Annotated in this window: 19 protein-coding genes, 1 other RNA gene and 2 pseudogenes; 15 read left to right on the top strand and 7 right to left on the bottom strand. The window is 41.1% G+C overall.

The genetic code is table 11. From position 1 onward, the window contains the following. A complete protein-coding gene (locus V7K56_RS28065; RefSeq protein ID WP_334915846.1) occupies nucleotides 1–2,667 on the bottom strand; it encodes a TonB-dependent siderophore receptor in 2,667 nt (888 codons plus the stop codon). A gap of 558 nt (nucleotides 2,668–3,225) precedes the next feature. On the opposite strand from V7K56_RS28065, the gene V7K56_RS28060 reads away from it, so the two are divergent. The 3 genes and pseudogenes from V7K56_RS28060 to V7K56_RS28050 all read left to right on the top strand — a co-directional run. Continuing rightward, nucleotides 3,226–3,429 (top strand): hypothetical protein, encoded by a 204-nt coding sequence (locus V7K56_RS28060; RefSeq protein ID WP_334915844.1) that lies wholly within the window; start codon nucleotides 3,226–3,228, stop codon nucleotides 3,427–3,429. 4 nt (nucleotides 3,430–3,433) lie between these two features. After that, on the top strand, nucleotides 3,434–4,318 hold the full coding sequence (locus V7K56_RS28055) for an isopenicillin N synthase family dioxygenase (RefSeq protein WP_334915842.1): 885 nt from the start codon (nucleotides 3,434–3,436) through the stop codon (nucleotides 4,316–4,318). A gap of 36 nt (nucleotides 4,319–4,354) precedes the next feature. Then, a pseudogene (locus V7K56_RS28050) lies at nucleotides 4,355–4,522 on the top strand (FAD-dependent oxidoreductase); the annotation flags it as partial. Nucleotides 4,523–4,555: 33 nt separating this feature from the next. Here V7K56_RS28050 and V7K56_RS28045 read toward each other — a convergent pair. Next, nucleotides 4,556–4,732: pseudogene (locus V7K56_RS28045) on the bottom strand (chaplin). Between the two features lie 32 nt (nucleotides 4,733–4,764). Between V7K56_RS28045 and V7K56_RS28040 the strand changes: the two are divergent. Both V7K56_RS28040 and V7K56_RS28035 read left to right on the top strand, forming a co-directional pair. After that, nucleotides 4,765–5,034 (top strand): hypothetical protein, encoded by a 270-nt coding sequence (locus V7K56_RS28040; RefSeq protein ID WP_334915840.1) that lies wholly within the window; start codon nucleotides 4,765–4,767, stop codon nucleotides 5,032–5,034. Between the two features lie 102 nt (nucleotides 5,035–5,136). Next, nucleotides 5,137–5,520 (top strand): hypothetical protein, encoded by a 384-nt coding sequence (locus V7K56_RS28035; RefSeq protein WP_334915838.1) that lies wholly within the window; start codon nucleotides 5,137–5,139, stop codon nucleotides 5,518–5,520. A gap of 85 nt (nucleotides 5,521–5,605) precedes the next feature. On the opposite strand, the gene V7K56_RS28030 is transcribed toward V7K56_RS28035, so the two are convergent. Further along, nucleotides 5,606–5,800, bottom strand: a complete 195-nt coding sequence (locus V7K56_RS28030; protein ID WP_334915835.1) for a hypothetical protein — start codon at nucleotides 5,798–5,800, stop codon at nucleotides 5,606–5,608. Nucleotides 5,801–5,836: 36 nt separating this feature from the next. After that, nucleotides 5,837–5,980, bottom strand: a complete 144-nt coding sequence (locus V7K56_RS28025) for a hypothetical protein (RefSeq protein WP_334915833.1) — start codon at nucleotides 5,978–5,980, stop codon at nucleotides 5,837–5,839. 255 nt (nucleotides 5,981–6,235) lie between these two features. Here V7K56_RS28025 and V7K56_RS28020 point away from each other — a divergent pair, with 255 nt between their 5' ends. Both V7K56_RS28020 and V7K56_RS28015 read left to right on the top strand, forming a co-directional pair. Further along, the gene (locus V7K56_RS28020) at nucleotides 6,236–7,375 is read left to right on the top strand and encodes an NAD(P)/FAD-dependent oxidoreductase (protein WP_334915831.1); all 1,140 of its coding nucleotides are present in this window, start codon (nucleotides 6,236–6,238) and stop codon (nucleotides 7,373–7,375) included. A gap of 279 nt (nucleotides 7,376–7,654) precedes the next feature. After that, a complete protein-coding gene (locus tag V7K56_RS28015) occupies nucleotides 7,655–8,080 on the top strand; it encodes an ester cyclase (protein WP_334915829.1) in 426 nt (141 codons plus the stop codon). A gap of 327 nt (nucleotides 8,081–8,407) precedes the next feature. On the opposite strand, the gene V7K56_RS28010 is transcribed toward V7K56_RS28015, so the two are convergent. Continuing rightward, nucleotides 8,408–9,232: a peptidoglycan-binding domain-containing protein gene (locus V7K56_RS28010; protein WP_334915826.1), complete on the bottom strand. Its 825-nt coding sequence runs from the start codon at nucleotides 9,230–9,232 to the stop codon at nucleotides 8,408–8,410. Between the two features lie 417 nt (nucleotides 9,233–9,649). On the opposite strand from V7K56_RS28010, the gene V7K56_RS28005 reads away from it, so the two are divergent. Both V7K56_RS28005 and V7K56_RS28000 read left to right on the top strand, forming a co-directional pair. After that, complete coding sequence (locus V7K56_RS28005; protein ID WP_334915824.1) at nucleotides 9,650–11,281, top strand: alkaline phosphatase D family protein; 1,632 nt, start codon at nucleotides 9,650–9,652, stop codon at nucleotides 11,279–11,281. Nucleotides 11,282–11,421: 140 nt separating this feature from the next. Continuing rightward, nucleotides 11,422–11,556, top strand: a complete 135-nt coding sequence (locus V7K56_RS28000) for a hypothetical protein (RefSeq protein ID WP_334915822.1) — start codon at nucleotides 11,422–11,424, stop codon at nucleotides 11,554–11,556. 118 nt (nucleotides 11,557–11,674) lie between these two features. Here V7K56_RS28000 and V7K56_RS27995 read toward each other — a convergent pair whose 3' ends face one another. Then, on the bottom strand, nucleotides 11,675–12,226 hold the full coding sequence (locus tag V7K56_RS27995) for a 2'-5' RNA ligase family protein (RefSeq protein ID WP_334915820.1): 552 nt from the start codon (nucleotides 12,224–12,226) through the stop codon (nucleotides 11,675–11,677). Nucleotides 12,227–12,342: 116 nt separating this feature from the next. Here V7K56_RS27995 and V7K56_RS27990 point away from each other — a divergent pair, with 116 nt between their 5' ends. The 6 genes from V7K56_RS27990 (at nucleotide 12,343) to queF (ending at nucleotide 14,677) form a co-directional block, all read left to right on the top strand. Next, nucleotides 12,343–12,678 carry a KGK domain-containing protein gene (locus tag V7K56_RS27990; protein WP_334915818.1) on the top strand — a complete coding sequence of 112 codons (336 nt, stop codon included), beginning with the start codon at nucleotides 12,343–12,345 and terminating at the stop codon, nucleotides 12,676–12,678. Between the two features lie 141 nt (nucleotides 12,679–12,819). Next, nucleotides 12,820–13,086, top strand: coding sequence for a YciI family protein (locus tag V7K56_RS27985; protein ID WP_334915816.1), 267 nt, complete (start codon nucleotides 12,820–12,822; stop codon nucleotides 13,084–13,086). A 37-nt stretch (nucleotides 13,087–13,123) separates the two neighbouring features. Further along, nucleotides 13,124–13,220, top strand: an RNA gene (gene ffs, locus V7K56_RS27980) — signal recognition particle sRNA small type. A gap of 25 nt (nucleotides 13,221–13,245) precedes the next feature. Then, nucleotides 13,246–13,632, top strand: a complete 387-nt coding sequence (locus V7K56_RS27975) for a phasin family protein (protein ID WP_334915814.1) — start codon at nucleotides 13,246–13,248, stop codon at nucleotides 13,630–13,632. Nucleotides 13,633–13,788: 156 nt separating this feature from the next. After that, on the top strand, nucleotides 13,789–14,190 hold the full coding sequence (locus tag V7K56_RS27970) for a hypothetical protein (protein ID WP_334915812.1): 402 nt from the start codon (nucleotides 13,789–13,791) through the stop codon (nucleotides 14,188–14,190). A 73-nt stretch (nucleotides 14,191–14,263) separates the two neighbouring features. Then, on the top strand, nucleotides 14,264–14,677 hold the full coding sequence (gene queF / locus V7K56_RS27965) for a preQ(1) synthase (RefSeq protein ID WP_334915810.1): 414 nt from the start codon (nucleotides 14,264–14,266) through the stop codon (nucleotides 14,675–14,677). Between the two features lie 37 nt (nucleotides 14,678–14,714). Here queF and pstS read toward each other — a convergent pair whose 3' ends face one another. After that, nucleotides 14,715–15,812, bottom strand: a complete 1,098-nt coding sequence (gene pstS, locus V7K56_RS27960) for a phosphate ABC transporter substrate-binding protein PstS (protein ID WP_334915808.1) — start codon at nucleotides 15,810–15,812, stop codon at nucleotides 14,715–14,717. Nucleotides 15,813–15,892 lie beyond the last annotated feature (80 nt).

Below are 15,892 nucleotides of genomic sequence, written 5' to 3'. Positions count from 1 at the left end.
TCAAAATTTCCATCCCAATGTCAGAGTAACAGTGAATGGACTACCATAAGTCACTGATGTGTTATTACCACTTTCAAAATATGCAAGGTCAAATAAATTCTCGAAGTTGAGGGTTGCATCAAATTTAGAATGACGGTAGAACAAGGCCGCATCAGTTCTGACATAACTGGGCACTTTCAAAGTATTAAGGGTATCAATAAAGCGATCGCCCACATAAAATATACCAACACCACCCCCTAACCCTTGCAGGTTCCCTTTGGGAATTGTGTATGTCGTCCAAAGACTAGCTTGGTTGAGTGGTACTCCGATTAGTGTTTTGCCGACAGGGGAAGGAGTACTATTATCTTTTGTAGTTCGAGGATCGGCGTATGCATAGGAACCAATCACATTCCAGCCTGGTAAAATCTCACCTGTAACAAACAACTCCACACCCTGAGTGTTTACCTCTCCTACGGGGATAGAATAATCAGGATTATTCAAATCGAGTGTGGGAACGTTAGATTGAGTTAGCTGAAAAAGAGCTAAGTTAGCTGAAAGTTTATCACCAAGCAAATCAGCTTTGACACCCACTTCGTATTGAGTCCCGCGCTGGGGTTTAAACAACTCGTTATTAACAGTGCGACTAGTCTGGGGAATAAAAGAGCGGCTGTAGCTAGCATAGAGCGAAAGCGGTTTAATCGGTTGATAAACTATACCGACACGAGGACTAAAAGCTTCGCTTGCTGTTGAAGTTGAAGAAGGAGAACCAAATAAGTCAAAGATCGTATAGCTTGTTTGCGATGACCAGTCATAACGACCGCCTAAAACTAGTTTCAGGTTTTCAGACAAGGCAATCAAATCCTGAGCATATACACCCAAGTTATCCACTTTGGTTCCACTTCCATCGGAACTAAGAAGTTTACCAAGTGTTGTATTCCCATAAATAGGATTGAAAATATCAATAGAACTGAAATCATACCTGTTTTGAACAGCATAATACTGGTTCCAAGCATATTCTGTTCCGAAAACTACTTGATGTTCAATACTTCCAGTTTTAAACCGCCCTGCAACGTGAGTATCTAAATCATAAACGTAGTAGTTGACACCTTCTGGATTAGTAAATGCATCTCGTCTTAAGGTTCTGTTGTCTGGTAATAGACCTATGGGACGTGTTTTCAAATCGTTACTATATTTGGTAAAAATTGCTTGGAAAGCATTCTGCAAAGACCAGTTATCATTGAAGCGATGCTCTAGTCTGTAACTCAATCGAGTGTCTGAAGTGTCTTGGTTTTCTTTGTCTGGTTCACCCAAAAATCGAGTTCGAGAGAGTTTACCCAAGGGATTAAAAAACAAAGTTCCTTTTGTAGGTATCCCTTGATAGTAAGCGCTACGACTAAAATCGGCATAGCTTGTATAGAATGTCAGTTTCGTGTTTTTGCCAATATTCCATGCTAGCGCCCCGGCAATCTGCGATCGCTGCTGGCTATAAAAATCAACAAAACCGTTTGAAGTTAAGTAGGAACCATTGAGGCGATACAAAACACTTTTATCGGTTGTCAGCGGCCCAGATAAATCAAGTGTGCCTTGATAAGTGTCGTAATTACCCACAGAAAAAGAAGCTGCATAAAAAGGATCTATTAAGGGCTGCTTGGTGACTAAATTAATTGTTCCATTCAAGTCTCCTTGTCCGTAAAGTACAGAGGCTGGGCCTCGCAGCACCTCAATTCGCTCAACATTGCCAATGCTAGTTAGGTCTCTGAACCCAGCAAAATAATTCCTCAAACCGTCTGTAAGAATGTTACGAGTAGTAAAGCCTCGAAGAATTAATCTGTCTGACTGAGCGAAAGTACCTCCGCCTACTACACCAGCATTTCTTAACGCTTCTCCAATGGTGAGAGCGCGTTGGTCTTTGATAATTTGTTGAGGAACAACATTAATTGTCTGAGGAATGTCGCGTAGCGGTGCATTAGTTCGAGTTCCTACATTTGCATCAGTTGGGTTGTAGTCTGTATCTGGCGATGCTGTTACCTCTAGTTCAATTGGTGCTTGGTTTGGCTCAGATGGGGGTTTTTGCAGCGGCGTTGTTGGTTGCTGCCCAGTGGTTGCAGTGCTAGTTACTCCAAATACCAAACCTTCAGTACTATCAAACAACTCCACTGCTGGCGCACCCGCCTCACCCGTTACCGTCAACCGGATACTAGTAGCATCAATATTGGTAACTGTTACCTCAGTAATTCCCGCTACTGGCTTTGATTGCCGAAATGTATTGCCACTGCTCAAACGCAACTGAGCGTTAGGTATGTTTGCAACATAAGAGTTACCCTCAGTTTTTGGCGTTACTTGCAGGCGAGTGCTCTTACTACTAGTCTCTAAAATTACCTCTAACCCTTTACTAGTGCTATTCAGCTTCACACCCGTCACTGATATTACTTTTGCTTGGGGAGTTGGTGACTGTACTAACTTTTGGGCATCGGTAAGCGGATACTCTATTTGGTTGAGACTGCGAATTTCTCTAATCGGTGCAACTGACTTTGTGATTGTTACTTGAGATAATAGTTGCTGCTTGGTAGCTGGTATTTCTGCTGCTAGAATAGGAATAACATGCACAGGCTCAATTACAGACATTACTAACGAAGTACTTAGTAATAAACTCTGCCAGAAAAAATAGTTTAATCTTTGGGGCTTCATTGAAATCTCCTCACACACTCGCTTAGAAGTCACCACACACTCTTAATTAGGGTTATAGAGGGTAAGTAAAATACGGCGTTGCATAATTGCGGGATGATTTTACTAGTTTTGTGGGATGGGCATCTTGCCCGTCCCTTGTATTTCCGGGCGGGCAGGATGCCCACCCTACAAGAATCATCCCTTGATTCAGCAACGCCTAAAATACTTATTCCCCTTTGTCTAAAATCTGATGACAATCTCACCCCAAAATTCTGCTCCTGGAATTGGGGTTGTTGCGTCAGATCCGTTATTTAGCGTAGTTTAAATATTACCAACTTAGTGAGTAAAATACTAAATATATTTCTGATACAATTTTCAAAATAGTACTCTCAATCTGCTACTTTAACGAGAGCAACTTCTCATTGAGCCACCAAAATCTGATGTTAAAACCGCTTTTAAGTAAAATTATTTAGATAAGTGCTGTTAAATCGATCCAAATCTTTTGTCAGGGGATCTTTACCAAGGGTATACCTTAAGAGCCAAAATTGTTGGTAGTAAATTCACAATACAATTTAAAATATGTACACTAAAAGGCGATCGCTTAATAAAGATGCTAAACGCACAGGTTTAGCCACCTTTGCTGCTGATGGTTTTGAACAAAATGCATTAGCAGAATATCTGGCTGCTAACTTTAAGCAGATTCCATTTGCTCAGGAAGATGTACCAGCTACCAAAGATACTCGCATTCAAAATCTGAAGTTGCGTAAAGATGTGGTATTTTGAATTAATGGTCACAATTCCAGTAATTGATTTTACTAATTTTACTAAGGGCAACGCAATAAATCGGCAAGCTGTCATCAAACAAATCTATGAAGCTTGTCATGAAATTGGCTTCGTCTACTTACAAAATTCCGGAATATCAAAAGACTTAATCAAACAAGTATTCACTTATAGCAAATCTTTTTTCAATTTACCTTTAGAAGTTAAGCAAAAGCAAGCTTGGAGTGATGAATTTAGTAATATGGGTTACGTTGGAATTGAGAGAGAACGTCTTAACCCCAATAAACCAGGCGACTTAAAAGAGGCGTTTAATGTAAACAAACAAGCAGCTATCGGGATAGATGCTTCTATTGTTAGCTTCTATGATCGCTGTACAGAACTTGCTAACACGATATTACAAGCTTATGCGTTGGCGTTAGAATTGCCAGAAGATTTTTTTACTATCAGACATAATCAACAAAATCATACTTTGCGCTTACTCCACTATCCGCCATTGCAGACACCAGCGAAATCCGGACAAGTGCGTGCTGGTGAGCATTCCGATTATGGCAGTATTACCTTACTTTTCCAAGATGACATTGGCGGGTTAGAAGTACAGACAGCATTTGGAGAGTGGATTGCCGCGCCTGCAATTCCTGATACTGTCATAGTCAATACTGGCGATTTAATGCAACGGTGGACAAATCATCGATTTTGCTCAACTAAGCATCGAGTGATGATTCCTACTGATCATAGGGTAAATCAGTCTCGGTATTCTATGGCTTTTTTCTGTCATCCTAATGATGATACAGAAATTACTTGTTTGGAGAGTTGCCAGAAAGAACAATCGCCTATCTATCCGCCTATCCTGGCAGGAGAATATCTTTTACAACGTTTACAAGCAACATATTAGATGAAAACCTACGACTGGATTGTAGTTTGAGCTGGAATTACGGGTGCTGCACTCGCTTATAAACTGTCTAAAACTGGCTTTTCTGTACTTTTATTGGAGCAACACAGCAGACCACAGAATGTAACTCGCTATAGTTATGGTGGGCTGGCTTATTGGTCGGGTATTACACCACTAACTCAGCTATTATGCGAAGAAGCGATCGCTATTTAATTGTAATAGTCAATAGAGCGCAAATCATTACGCATTTACACAAGTATTCCCAAAAGCTGGGTTAAGTAAAGCAATCACGTTGACACTATTACCACAAACGTTAACGGGTACATGAACGGGTACTTAAATAACGTTCCCCGAAGCAACTCCAGGACTACCAATAGCGGCACCAGCATCAATTCCACCAACTGTATAATATTGCACAAAAAATTGTTATAGCCGTAGTCACATCTATTTTGCCTCACCTGTATCAACTTCTGCCTTCACGTTTGGGTGTTTCGCGCACTCTGTATCAACTTCTGCCTTCACGTTTGAGTGTTTCGCGCACTCTGTATCAACTTCTGTCTTCACGTTTGAGTGTTTCGCGTACTCTGTATCAACTTCTGCCTTCACGTTTGAGTGTTTCGCGCACTCTGTATCAACTTCTGCCTTCACGTTTGGGTGTTTCGCGCACTCTGTATCAACTTCCGCCTTCACGTTATCAGAAGTGGCTGGAAATTACTTAAATTTTAGGTTTTTAAATAAAAACCAATAATTTTACGTATGACAACTTTTGAAACAATTGTCCACTATAGAGTTATGGTAAATTTGAAAAATGAGTAACAATTATGGCAAGACCAAAACGAAATTCACGTATTCTTGGTAAAGCTCAAACACGTCTAGCAAGCATTAAATCTATCAATTCAAGTCTAGATGTCGGAGAGGGATTGTCAGTCAAAGATTATACTGGAAAAATCCAAAGCCTGCAACAATCTCTAGAAACATACAATACTACCCTCTCCACTATTGATGTCTTACTAACTCAGATCCTTGAAAATGAGCAAGATTTAGCAGATTATTCTGAGAAAATTTTGCGTGGTATTGCTTATAAATTTGGTAGGAATAGCTATGAGTATCAGATGGCTGGAGGTATTCGCAAAAGCGAACGCAAGCGTAATGTGCGTAAAAGCGTGGTTTCTGCTCTCGGTGAACCAGCCCCTACTGGTTTGTAAATCAAATAGAAAAAGAGACTAGCAATTGCTAGTCTCTACATCTAGGTTATTGCATAAGAATCTGGCGGATTAAAATGCTCATCACCTAATCTAGGTTATTGGTGGGTACTAGTGGACTCCAGTCGCCAACGCTGGCGTAGCCAATTACTTGTAAATAGTGAATGGTGCTGGTAACAGCTTTGGCAGAACCAATCAATGTATGTTTAATCGGTTCTCGCCGAGGTAATGGTTGTCCGGTTGGTTGATGGCTGGTAGGTGTATCTAAATTTTCCCCAGGCAAAAATTGTTCTAACTTGGACTGGGCAGATTCTGGTAATTATGACATGATGATATTCATACTCCGATATTGGGGTTTATATAAAGGCGATCGCTGTCTTCTTTGCGAGATTTGGCGATCGCCTTTATCGATTTTGGGGTTTAGATAGGGGCGATGGCTGTCTTCTTTGCGGGATTTAGCCATCGCCTCGATCATACTTTGATAGTAATGTATAATTTTATACTCATTAATCACTATTTGAAATATTTTTATTAATAATTCTCAAGTTTTAACGGAAATAAATTATGCATAATTTTAGTAATATTAGTTACTTAAATATCTATATAACCGAGTACAAATTATTGTTGAATTGTTAATTATGGGGATTATTAATTTTGAATTTTGAATTTTGAATTTTGAATTCCCCGAAGGGGTTGACCTATTCACGATTTGCAAAATATGAAAACCTACGACTGGATTGTTGTTGGTGGTGGAATTACAGGTGCTGCACTCTCCTACGAACTAGCGAAGAAAGGTTTTGCTGTACTTTTGCTAGAACAAAATGTTACACCACAAAATGCAACTCGCTATAGTTATGGTGGACTGGCTTATTGGTCTGGTACTACGCCACTAACTCGGCGATTGTGCGAAGAAGCGATCGCACGTTACCATATCCTATCTCAAGAGTTAGACGCTGATATCCAATTTCGGGAATTAGATTTATTACTGACTATTTCAGCCGATAACGACCCAGAAGCAACTGCGGCATCATATAATCATTTTGCCATTCCACCCCGTTTACTCGATATTCAAGAAGCTTGTGAGTTGGAACCGCAGCTAAATCAAGAGGCAATATCTGGGGCTTTAACTGTCAAACACGGTCATATTCACCCAGAAAAAACAGCACAAGCTTACATCCAAGCTTTTGAGCGTGCTGGGGGTGAAATGCAGATTACTCAAGTATTGCAAGTATTGCAAGATGGTGTACAAACTACTACTGCAACTTTCCACAGCGCTAACGTTGTCGTTTGTGCGGGTGGACTGGGCCGTCAGCTTCTCAAATCTGCTGGTGTTTCCATCAAACTGTATTTTACCCACGAAGAAATCATTGAAACCCCACCCGTTGATGTCAGGTTACGCACCTTAGTTATGCCAGCCAATCTGCAACGGTTTCAACTAGAAGCTGAATCTACTCAAGTTGATGAATTATGGGATGAACTTGGTAATGAGTTAGTACCAGCGATTTTAGATGCGGGTGCGATTCAGTTTCAAGATGGTAGTATCCGCATCGGTCAAATTAGCCGGGCGATCGCAGATCCTCATGCCAAGGTAAACTCAGACGTAAGCAAAAAATGGTTGCAAAAAAGTGTTGGTCAAATTTTACCAGCATTGGGGAATTTACCAGGGACTTGGTATCACTGCTTAGTCGCGTTTAGTAGCAATCAACTCCCCTTAATTGGTGCTATTCCCGGATTTGAAGGCGTTCATGTTTTCTCTGGATTTAGCAATCCCCTAGTATTGATACCACCTTTGGCAAAGCACTTTGCTAATTTTGCAACTGGACAAGAAGATGAAATTATTACACAAATGCTAATCTAAAAGCCCGCAGCGAAAAACACAAATATTACTGATGCTGGCACATTAGGCGTAGTCAAACTTTGGAGTTATAAAAAGGGGATATGACCTGCACTGATTTTATAGCCGTAGTCACATAGGTTAGGACATAATGACAAGCGTGAATGCTAGGAATAGTAATAGTTCTACCTCCTGCCTCCTGCTATAGTTCAATATCATGCTTGGTTAATTGACAATAGTGCATCTTGTCTGTCTAAATAAATAATTAGAGTTCGCCTAATTTTCGGTAGAGGAACAGCAGCAATGTCTTCCATTGAGGACAACAAAATAATTGCTCAACGTTGGATTGAACTTATTAGCGAGCATAAGATCGAAGAAATTTGCGAGATAACCGCCCCAACTTGGAAAATGCACGGTGGTTTACCAGGGCTTCCCCTTGGCCCTGAAGGGGTACGCAAACTCTTTGGTTCATTTGGGCCTATCCAGCAGAAATGGACAATTGAAGACGTAATTGCTGAAGGTAACAAAGTTGTTGTGCGTGCGACTAATACTTGCATCCAGGAGAGTTTTCTTGGCATACCAGGTCGCGATCGTCAACAGACATTCACTGCTACATTCATTCATTATATTGCCGACGGAAAGATAATTGAAACCTGGCGAAACGCTGACGATCTTGGACGGGTTCTTCAGCTTGGGGCACGGATTGAACCAGGAGTATCTGAGCAATAGCAGTGTAGGTGGAACATTTTAACCTGACTTACAGCAGTTTTCATCTGAATAGACTACAGTGAGCAAACCAACCCCAAATAAGCATCAATTACACGTTGGCGTAAATCGGTTGAGTACAGAGCAGGCTTTACCGTAAGTATTTTTACTACCTCTCTAGGTTACTAAATTTGTAGTCAACTCAACTGAAAACTGCTGTATGATTACTGCATCTGTGCAAAAATCCCAAAAGTCTCTTTCCCCTGCCCCCTGCCGTCTAAATGATTAGTCTTTAGCCGGACAAGATATCAGATGTAGAAAAGCAGATTACGTATATATAAGTCCAATTTGTTACTTTTTATTCCAAAGATTTAAAAATGCTTGAGAGATGGCTGGGGTAAGCTGACTTTGTAAGTGATTTAGTGCATCACGATGGTTTGCATTATTGTCATCATAATAAGTAAATAGATTCGTCAACTTGACAATCTCTGGATTTTGATCGTTTGTTCCCCTCCATTTGTTAGTAACTTTGTGTAAAACATCCTTGGGTAAATTTTGTTGTAAGTTATTTAACGCTGCGATGTAAGAAGGATTTTTAGGATTCTTTTGGAATTGAAAGCACAAATCTCTCAGCTTGACTTGTGACTGGGGCTGGGGCTTATCTGTCAGACTAGATTGCTGTAGAATTTGACGCTGTTCAAAAGTAGCAATACCATTTTCAGTTAAACCCTGAGATTTCTGAAATTTTTTGACTGCTGTATAAGTAGCTGGCCCATAAAAAGGCAAGTCTTTTGGAATTTCAGCATTGGTTGCAAAACCGTGAAACTTCAATCTATTCTGAAGCCCTTTGACTGTATCTTCCATTACAGTTCGAGTATCTGCATCAGCGTTACCATTAACCGTAAGTTTTTGTGAGTACTGTTTCTGAAACTTTTTAATTGCTTCTTCAGTAGGATCATCTGTCAAAGAATTGTTATTCCGCTTCCAAGGAGCAAATTTAGTCAGATCCGGCTTAGGATCGATTTCAGGAGCTAAATATCCCAATCCGATCAATATATGACGGATGACTTCAGGACTACTAACGGCCATACGTTTTGGTTCCTTTGCGATTAAACTACCATTTAATGTATCTTGTTTTACAAAAATTAGGTAAGTAGAAATAAATAAATCTAACATTTCTTGTTTGCAAGGTGTTCCAAAAGTTAAGCGATGTGTGACGACAAGCTGCAACTCTTTGAGATGTTCAGCGTAGGCAACTACAGAGAGTGATAAAGAAAGAAATGCGATCGCTTATTCTCAACTATTAATGATACTACGTGTAGGGGCGCATATTTGTGCGCCCCTACTGCTCTACCCACTACGAACTTATCAAAATTAATGATTATTTATGAGCAAGCTTGAGGTACTAAAAGGGGTGAAGAGTTAATTTTACCATGCAAAATTTTGAATTTGGAATTGCTGTAGCTGAAGCTATTGTTATACACTGACTATACCTAATTAAATAAGCAAATGGATAGACGAACATTTCTGAAGTACTCACTGGCAACAGGCGTTGTTATCTGGGTGGGTAAGAAACTTCCCAAGATAGCAGGAATGACCAAAGATCTAGTCCAAGAATTGTTTGCTGTAGAATCTGTTAATGCTACCACACCCATTTTTCCGCAGAGTGTAGCGTCTGGGGATCCGCAACCGCGCGGGATTACTCTGTGGACTCGTGTTGTTCCACCTCAACCTGGTCTGGTTCAAGCTGCCTTTGAGATTTCTACAGATTCTAAATTTAGCACATTCGTCTTGCGTGGTGTCGCACAGACAGATGCGTTCAAGGACTACACCCTCAAAGTTCGCCTGAATTCCTGGCAGCTCCAACCTGCTACCACCTATTACTATCGATTTATCTATAAAGGAACAGCCAGCAGAACGGGTCGCTTCAAGACACTGCCTGCTTGTGAATCAAAGGTCAACCAAGTTCGCTTTGCATACATTAACTGCCAGGACTACACTAACGGCTATTACAACGCTTATTGCTTCCTTGCAGAAGAAGAGATAGATTTTGTTGTATTTTTGGGTGATTACATCTATGAAACAGTGGGAGGCACAAGTTTTCAGAATAGCATTCGTCCCCTCCGGCTACCTAGTGGTCAACCTGCTGCTACCACGCTTGAAGATTATCGATTCCTTTATCAGACTTGCAATGGAGATTCAGATTTGCAAAAGCTACGGGAGCGCTTTGCCTTTATCACCATTTGGGATGATCACGAGTTTGCCAACGATTGCTTTGGGGTGAGTGCTCCTGACCAAGTTCCATTTCTTAAACCAGAGCTTCGTCAGTTAGCAAATCAAGCATGGGCAGAATACACCCCAACCAGTATTCCTTTCCTGAGTGATAAGAATCCGCTGGCTTCTGTGCAAATCTACCGCACATTTAAATTTGGCAACTTACTAGAACTAGTAATGACGGACGAGCGCCTATATCGCAATGGCCCTCCCTGCGACAACCTTAAAGCGCAACAGCAGCATTATCTCACAGCAAAGCGATATATCACCCCAGACTGTCCCAACCGAAGCGATCCAAACCGAACTATGCTAGGTTCCAAACAACGTGAGTGGTTCATTAATCAAATTTGCAAATCTTCCAGTATCTGGAAGATTTGGGGTAATGAAGTGATGACCATGCAATTCAAGGTATTGTCAGCATTCGCAACACAATTCCTGGGAAAACCGACCCCGGATTTGTTCGTGGCGTTAGATCAGTGGGATGGCTTTCCTGCTGAACGCGCTCTACTGTTTCAAACTTTCAAAAAGGCTGGAATTAAAAACTTTGTGACAATCACTGGTGACCTCCACTCATTTGTTACTGGGTATCAAAAAGTGAACTTTGATGACCCACTTGATGTACCGATAGGGGTAGAGTTTGTAGTTGGCTCAACCACATCCTCCAATTTTGCTGAGGAAACTGGTCCTAGCTCTTTGGGAGTTCCCCTAGCACCAATCAACGTGATTACTCAAGTGCTTACAGCTAGTAATGCACATATCCAATATTTTAACTCCGCAACCCACGGATACAATTTGGTTGAAGTGACATCAAAAGCTTTGACTTGTACGTTAAAGGCAGTCAGCGATATTAAAAAAGTAGGGGGAACACTCTCAACCCTCAAAGTTTTCCGAGTGCCCCGCGATCAGGTGTTAATTGAAGACGTGACGCCTGCGTATCAACTCAATAAATGAGGGTAAATATCCAAGATTCTAGTTAAAGAGTTAAGTGTTGATGCAAGCTACATCTTCTACATCGCATCGCTACTTTCTTCTCAAAAGTAGCGATGCTTGCTATAAGCTGTCATTTTAAACGCTTGTCATACATAGAAAATATGATTATTGAGTTGTTAAGAAGTAATTCTCAACCAGTTTTCTTTTCAGAACTGCGATCGCAAATATCATCTACTATACCAACACCACAATTACTATATGCTTTAGAATCTTTGCAAAAGCGCTCTCTAGTATAAAAAATGCTACTCTTTCTCTGTCTCACCAATGATTAGAGAATATATAAATTACCGATTAATCCAAAACAAAATTAGCTCCAATATCAAACAGCACCAGCTTCCATCACAAAAACATCGCTCAATTACTACCAGAGAAAAAAGCCAACTCTCGTTTAATATTCCAGCGCTTTCCATCGTGAAGCAGCAAGGTTAATTTGTCAGCAGTAAACTCCAAATGCAAGTGACGACTTTCAAATTCTGGCCAAGCAGCTTTAAAGTTCTGCTTTGTTAAATCCCGAAATGCAACCGTTAAATGGGGTGCAAAAGGACGGGTTTTAGAAACCTGATCAACAATTCCCAAGTTGCTTTCTGTATGAGCCATTAAATCAGCTTGCAAAGTTAAAAGCTCTTGACTTCTGACGACATTAATGTATATTACACGAGGCGCAAAAGCATTAAATCCTTTAAGTGTAATTGGGACTGGCTGTTGTCCATTGGCAAACTCCTTCAAGGATGCTTCTAACAGTGGCAAGTTAGCATCTGCCCATTCAAAAGGCGGTTGCAGGGTAATATGAGGCGGAGACTTTAGCGCCCCGCTACTAGCATAGCAATCGGCAAAGTAGTGCTTAATCTCGTTGGCGTAGTCTTGAATGTCTTGCGGTGGTAGGAGGGCGACAAAAAAACGGCTCATCTCTCTATATTAATTATTTTTATTGCTTAGTAATTGGTCGTTAGTGGGAAAACTTAGGAAAGGCAGATCGAGTTGGCGCTTGACCGGCCATGTTGTTTACCGAAAGAGAAAACTAAATGAGCGATCAAATTTTTCTGTCCGACGAGGATGTTGTTTCTATGGCTCAGGATACTAATTTAACTGGGGCTTCAACATCAACAGGTGAAGAATTGATGGAGACTGTGGTAAATTTGGTATTTCAGAACACCAGCTTACAACAGGACGAGGCTGAAGCCTGGGCTGCAAATGGCGTGAACTGTAAGGTTTTACTAACTCAGGGTGGCGGTTGGCAGAAAGGTAAAATCCGAATTCGCTTTGAATTTGTTCCTGATAAGGCGACACCAACAAAACCACTGATTCCCACTAACTCGTCATCTCCACTGGATGATCTGCGATCGCACTTAGAGGTCTAACATTCACAGATGCGTCGCTTCTGCTATTTTAGTAAAATCTTCAGTAAATCGCTGTACCTGGTGTATATTGCTACTTATTTGCTACTCAAAAATAGTAATAACTAAAGCAGACTGTCTATTGTAACTGGAGTTAAGAAGATTATGCCGTGGTTTGTAAAAATTGAAGAAGGCAAAGTCGATAAACCTACATTTGACCAATATGTACCTGCTCATAAAGCCTACATTCAGGACTTGATTGCTAAAGGACACAAAGCGCGAACAGGCTATTGGGCAGAGCAAAGAGGTGGGATGTTGCTGTTTGAGGCTGCCTCAAAGGAGGAAGCAGAAGTGATTGTGGCTGATGACCCCTTGGTGAAACACGGCTGCGTCAACTATCAGCTTTATGAATGGCGAATTGTTATGGAATAACACACATTTACTGAATTTTAATGTTATGCTTATAAAAGACCTGGATCTATGCGATTGCAACACCCAAATCTTGTCAGAACCGGAAGGTAGCAGCAACACGGGAGGCTTGTGGTAGGCTTAGTCTCCGGGTCGCCCTATTTTTAGGAGCGGTTAGCAACAATGCCTGGTTTTGGAGATATTGTTCAAAAAGCTTTTTACCTCGGTGTTGGATTAGCTTCTTACGCGGGTGAGAAAGCAGGGGGAAAATTAGCCGAAGTGCGATCGCAAGTCCAAAAACTGGCAGATGAAATGGTGGCCAAGGGCGAAATGAACACAGAAGAAGCTCGCCGCTTCGTTGAAGAAATGATGAAGCAAGCCCAACAAGCCCAACCATCGGGTGTAGCCTCACCAGAAACTCCCCCTTCTCAACCTCGCCGCATTGAAATTTTAGAGGAAGATGAAGAGCCAACGGTGAAAGAGGCGTCAAATGATCAGAATGTAGATAAATTGCGCCAAGAAGTGCTAAACCTGCAAGACGAGTTAAAACGATTGCAACGCGATCAATAAAAAGCATTCTTTGAGCGGAATATCATTAAGAAGTGGCATTTTGACATGACACTTGGGGTAAAAACTTGATAAGATACATTGCCTAGTGTGTATTCTAGTGCTTCAAGCCAGATAACATAAAGCGTCCTGTTTATAGCCTGCAAGGGTGTCAAGTTTATGGAACAGTGGCAAAAAGATTTAGTAGAAATCGTCGAAACAGTGGCTGATGAAGTAGAGCGCTTCTTCCTGGGAATGAGTGAAATGGTAGACGCATTTTTTGAGCTAACGGAAGAAGTCAGCGAGCAAGTACACAATAATATTATTACTGAAGTCGATCAGTATCTACAGGATTTGGCTGAACCGATGTTGGAAGCTTACTGGGAACTGGAAGACATTGTAGCAGATGTCGATCCGGGTTTTCCTTATTCAGTTGAACCTACATCTGAAAAAAATCCTGCCTGTATCGGTTGTAGTCATTACCACGGTCAAGTTTATGGTGGTAATTTATTAGTTTGTGCTATGCATCCTCACGGTTGTGAAGATGAGAATTGTCCAGACTGGGAGAAAGAAGAGTATTAAGAGGCAGAGGGGCAGGAGGCATGGTGAGTAAATGACAAATTACAAATTACAACTAAAAACTAATAACTGACAAATGACAACTGATAAATTATCTGAAAGTGCATCCCAAGCAAGCCAAGAAATGAAGTATGGCGAACGCGACATTGCAGAAGGTAAACTAATTACCTTTCCCAATCCGCGTGTAGACAGGCGATATGACATTAACATTACTTTGCCGGAATTTACTTGTAAATGTCCGTTTTCCGGTTATCCTGACTTTGCGACAATTTATGTTAACTATGTGCCTGATGAGCGGGTAGTGGAATTGAAGGCGCTTAAACTTTATATTAATAGTTACCGCGATCGCTACATTTCCCACGAAGAATCTGCTAATCAAATTTTGGATGATTTTGTGGCTGCTTGCGATCCGTTGGAAGTCACGGTAAAAGCAGACTTCACGCCTCGCGGGAATGTGCATACTGTAGTTGAAGTGCGTCACCAAAAGTAACATTATCATTGATGGATGCAGATAGCATTAATCAGCTTTATTCAGCAATTTTCTTGATGGCAGATTGCACTTGCAGCACAACTTTTTTAGACAAAGGAATATATCCAAGTTCCAAACTGGATTTTTGCCCGTCAATCACAGCCCAATCGATAAAATTTTTCAGCGCTTGAGCTTTGACTCGGTTGCGATATTGGTGATAAGTCAAAAGCCAGCTGTAAGTGACGATGGGATAAGACTGGGCATCTGTGGGATCGGTGATAAAAGCAATTAAGTTATCATCTGGTAATTTCACTGCTTCTAAAGTTTGTGCTACTGATTTTGGTGTCGGTGTAATATAATTACCAGATTTATTTTTTAAAGCAGCGACAGGAAGTTTGTTTTGTTTGGCATAAATGTATTCTACATAGCCAATAGCTCCTGGTATCTGTTGAATCAGGGCGGTAACACCTTCGTTACCCTTTCCACCAATTCCCACTTGCCATGCTACAGATTTACCAGCCCCAATTTTGCTTTTCCATTCTGGACTTATGGCGCTTAGGTGTTGCGTAAACACGCTTGTAGTTCCACTACCATCTGTTCGGTGTACAACCTGAATTGGCAAATCGGGCAAACTTGCTCCTGGATTAGCCGCGGCTATTCTAGGATGATTCCAATTCGTAATTTTTCCGAGAAAGATATCTACGTAAACTTGGCGTGGTAGCCTGAGAGCAGTTGGCACATTGACTTGAGACGACTGTTGTGCAACTGGTTTGAGATTATAAGCTAGAACAATAGAACCAGCAGTTATTGGCAAAGCGATTACTCCCCGTTTTATCTTGGCTGCTTGTTCCCTTGTAATTCCGACATCACTAGCTGCAAAATCCACAGTACCATCGATGAGCTGTTGCACTCCGGCACTGCTTCCTATAGCTTGATAGTTGATTTCTATATTGGGATTTCGCTGGTTATAATCTGAAAGCCAACGCTCGTACAAAGGTGCGGGAAAACTTGCCCCAGTTCCAATAAGGGAAACATGCTTGATATTTTTCTGCTCGGCAGTGCAAGAAGCAATACTTAACAAGATAGCGATTAAAGGTAGAAGGCAAACCCGTCCCTGAGATGGAAGCTTGGCAGACAGAGAAGTTTTTTGTTTCAATGTTTAATAAATACCTCTCGTAATTTCCTAATTTGTAACTGTGTGGGCGTAATTGATTGTAAATAACTTGAAAAAGCAAA

The organism is Nostoc sp., from assembly GCF_036917535.1.
In the GTDB taxonomy this organism is placed as follows: domain Bacteria; phylum Cyanobacteriota; class Cyanobacteriia; order Cyanobacteriales; family Nostocaceae; genus Nostoc.
The sequence above is the reverse complement of the archived record's forward strand: the minus strand, read 5'-3'. Positions and strand labels throughout refer to the sequence as shown.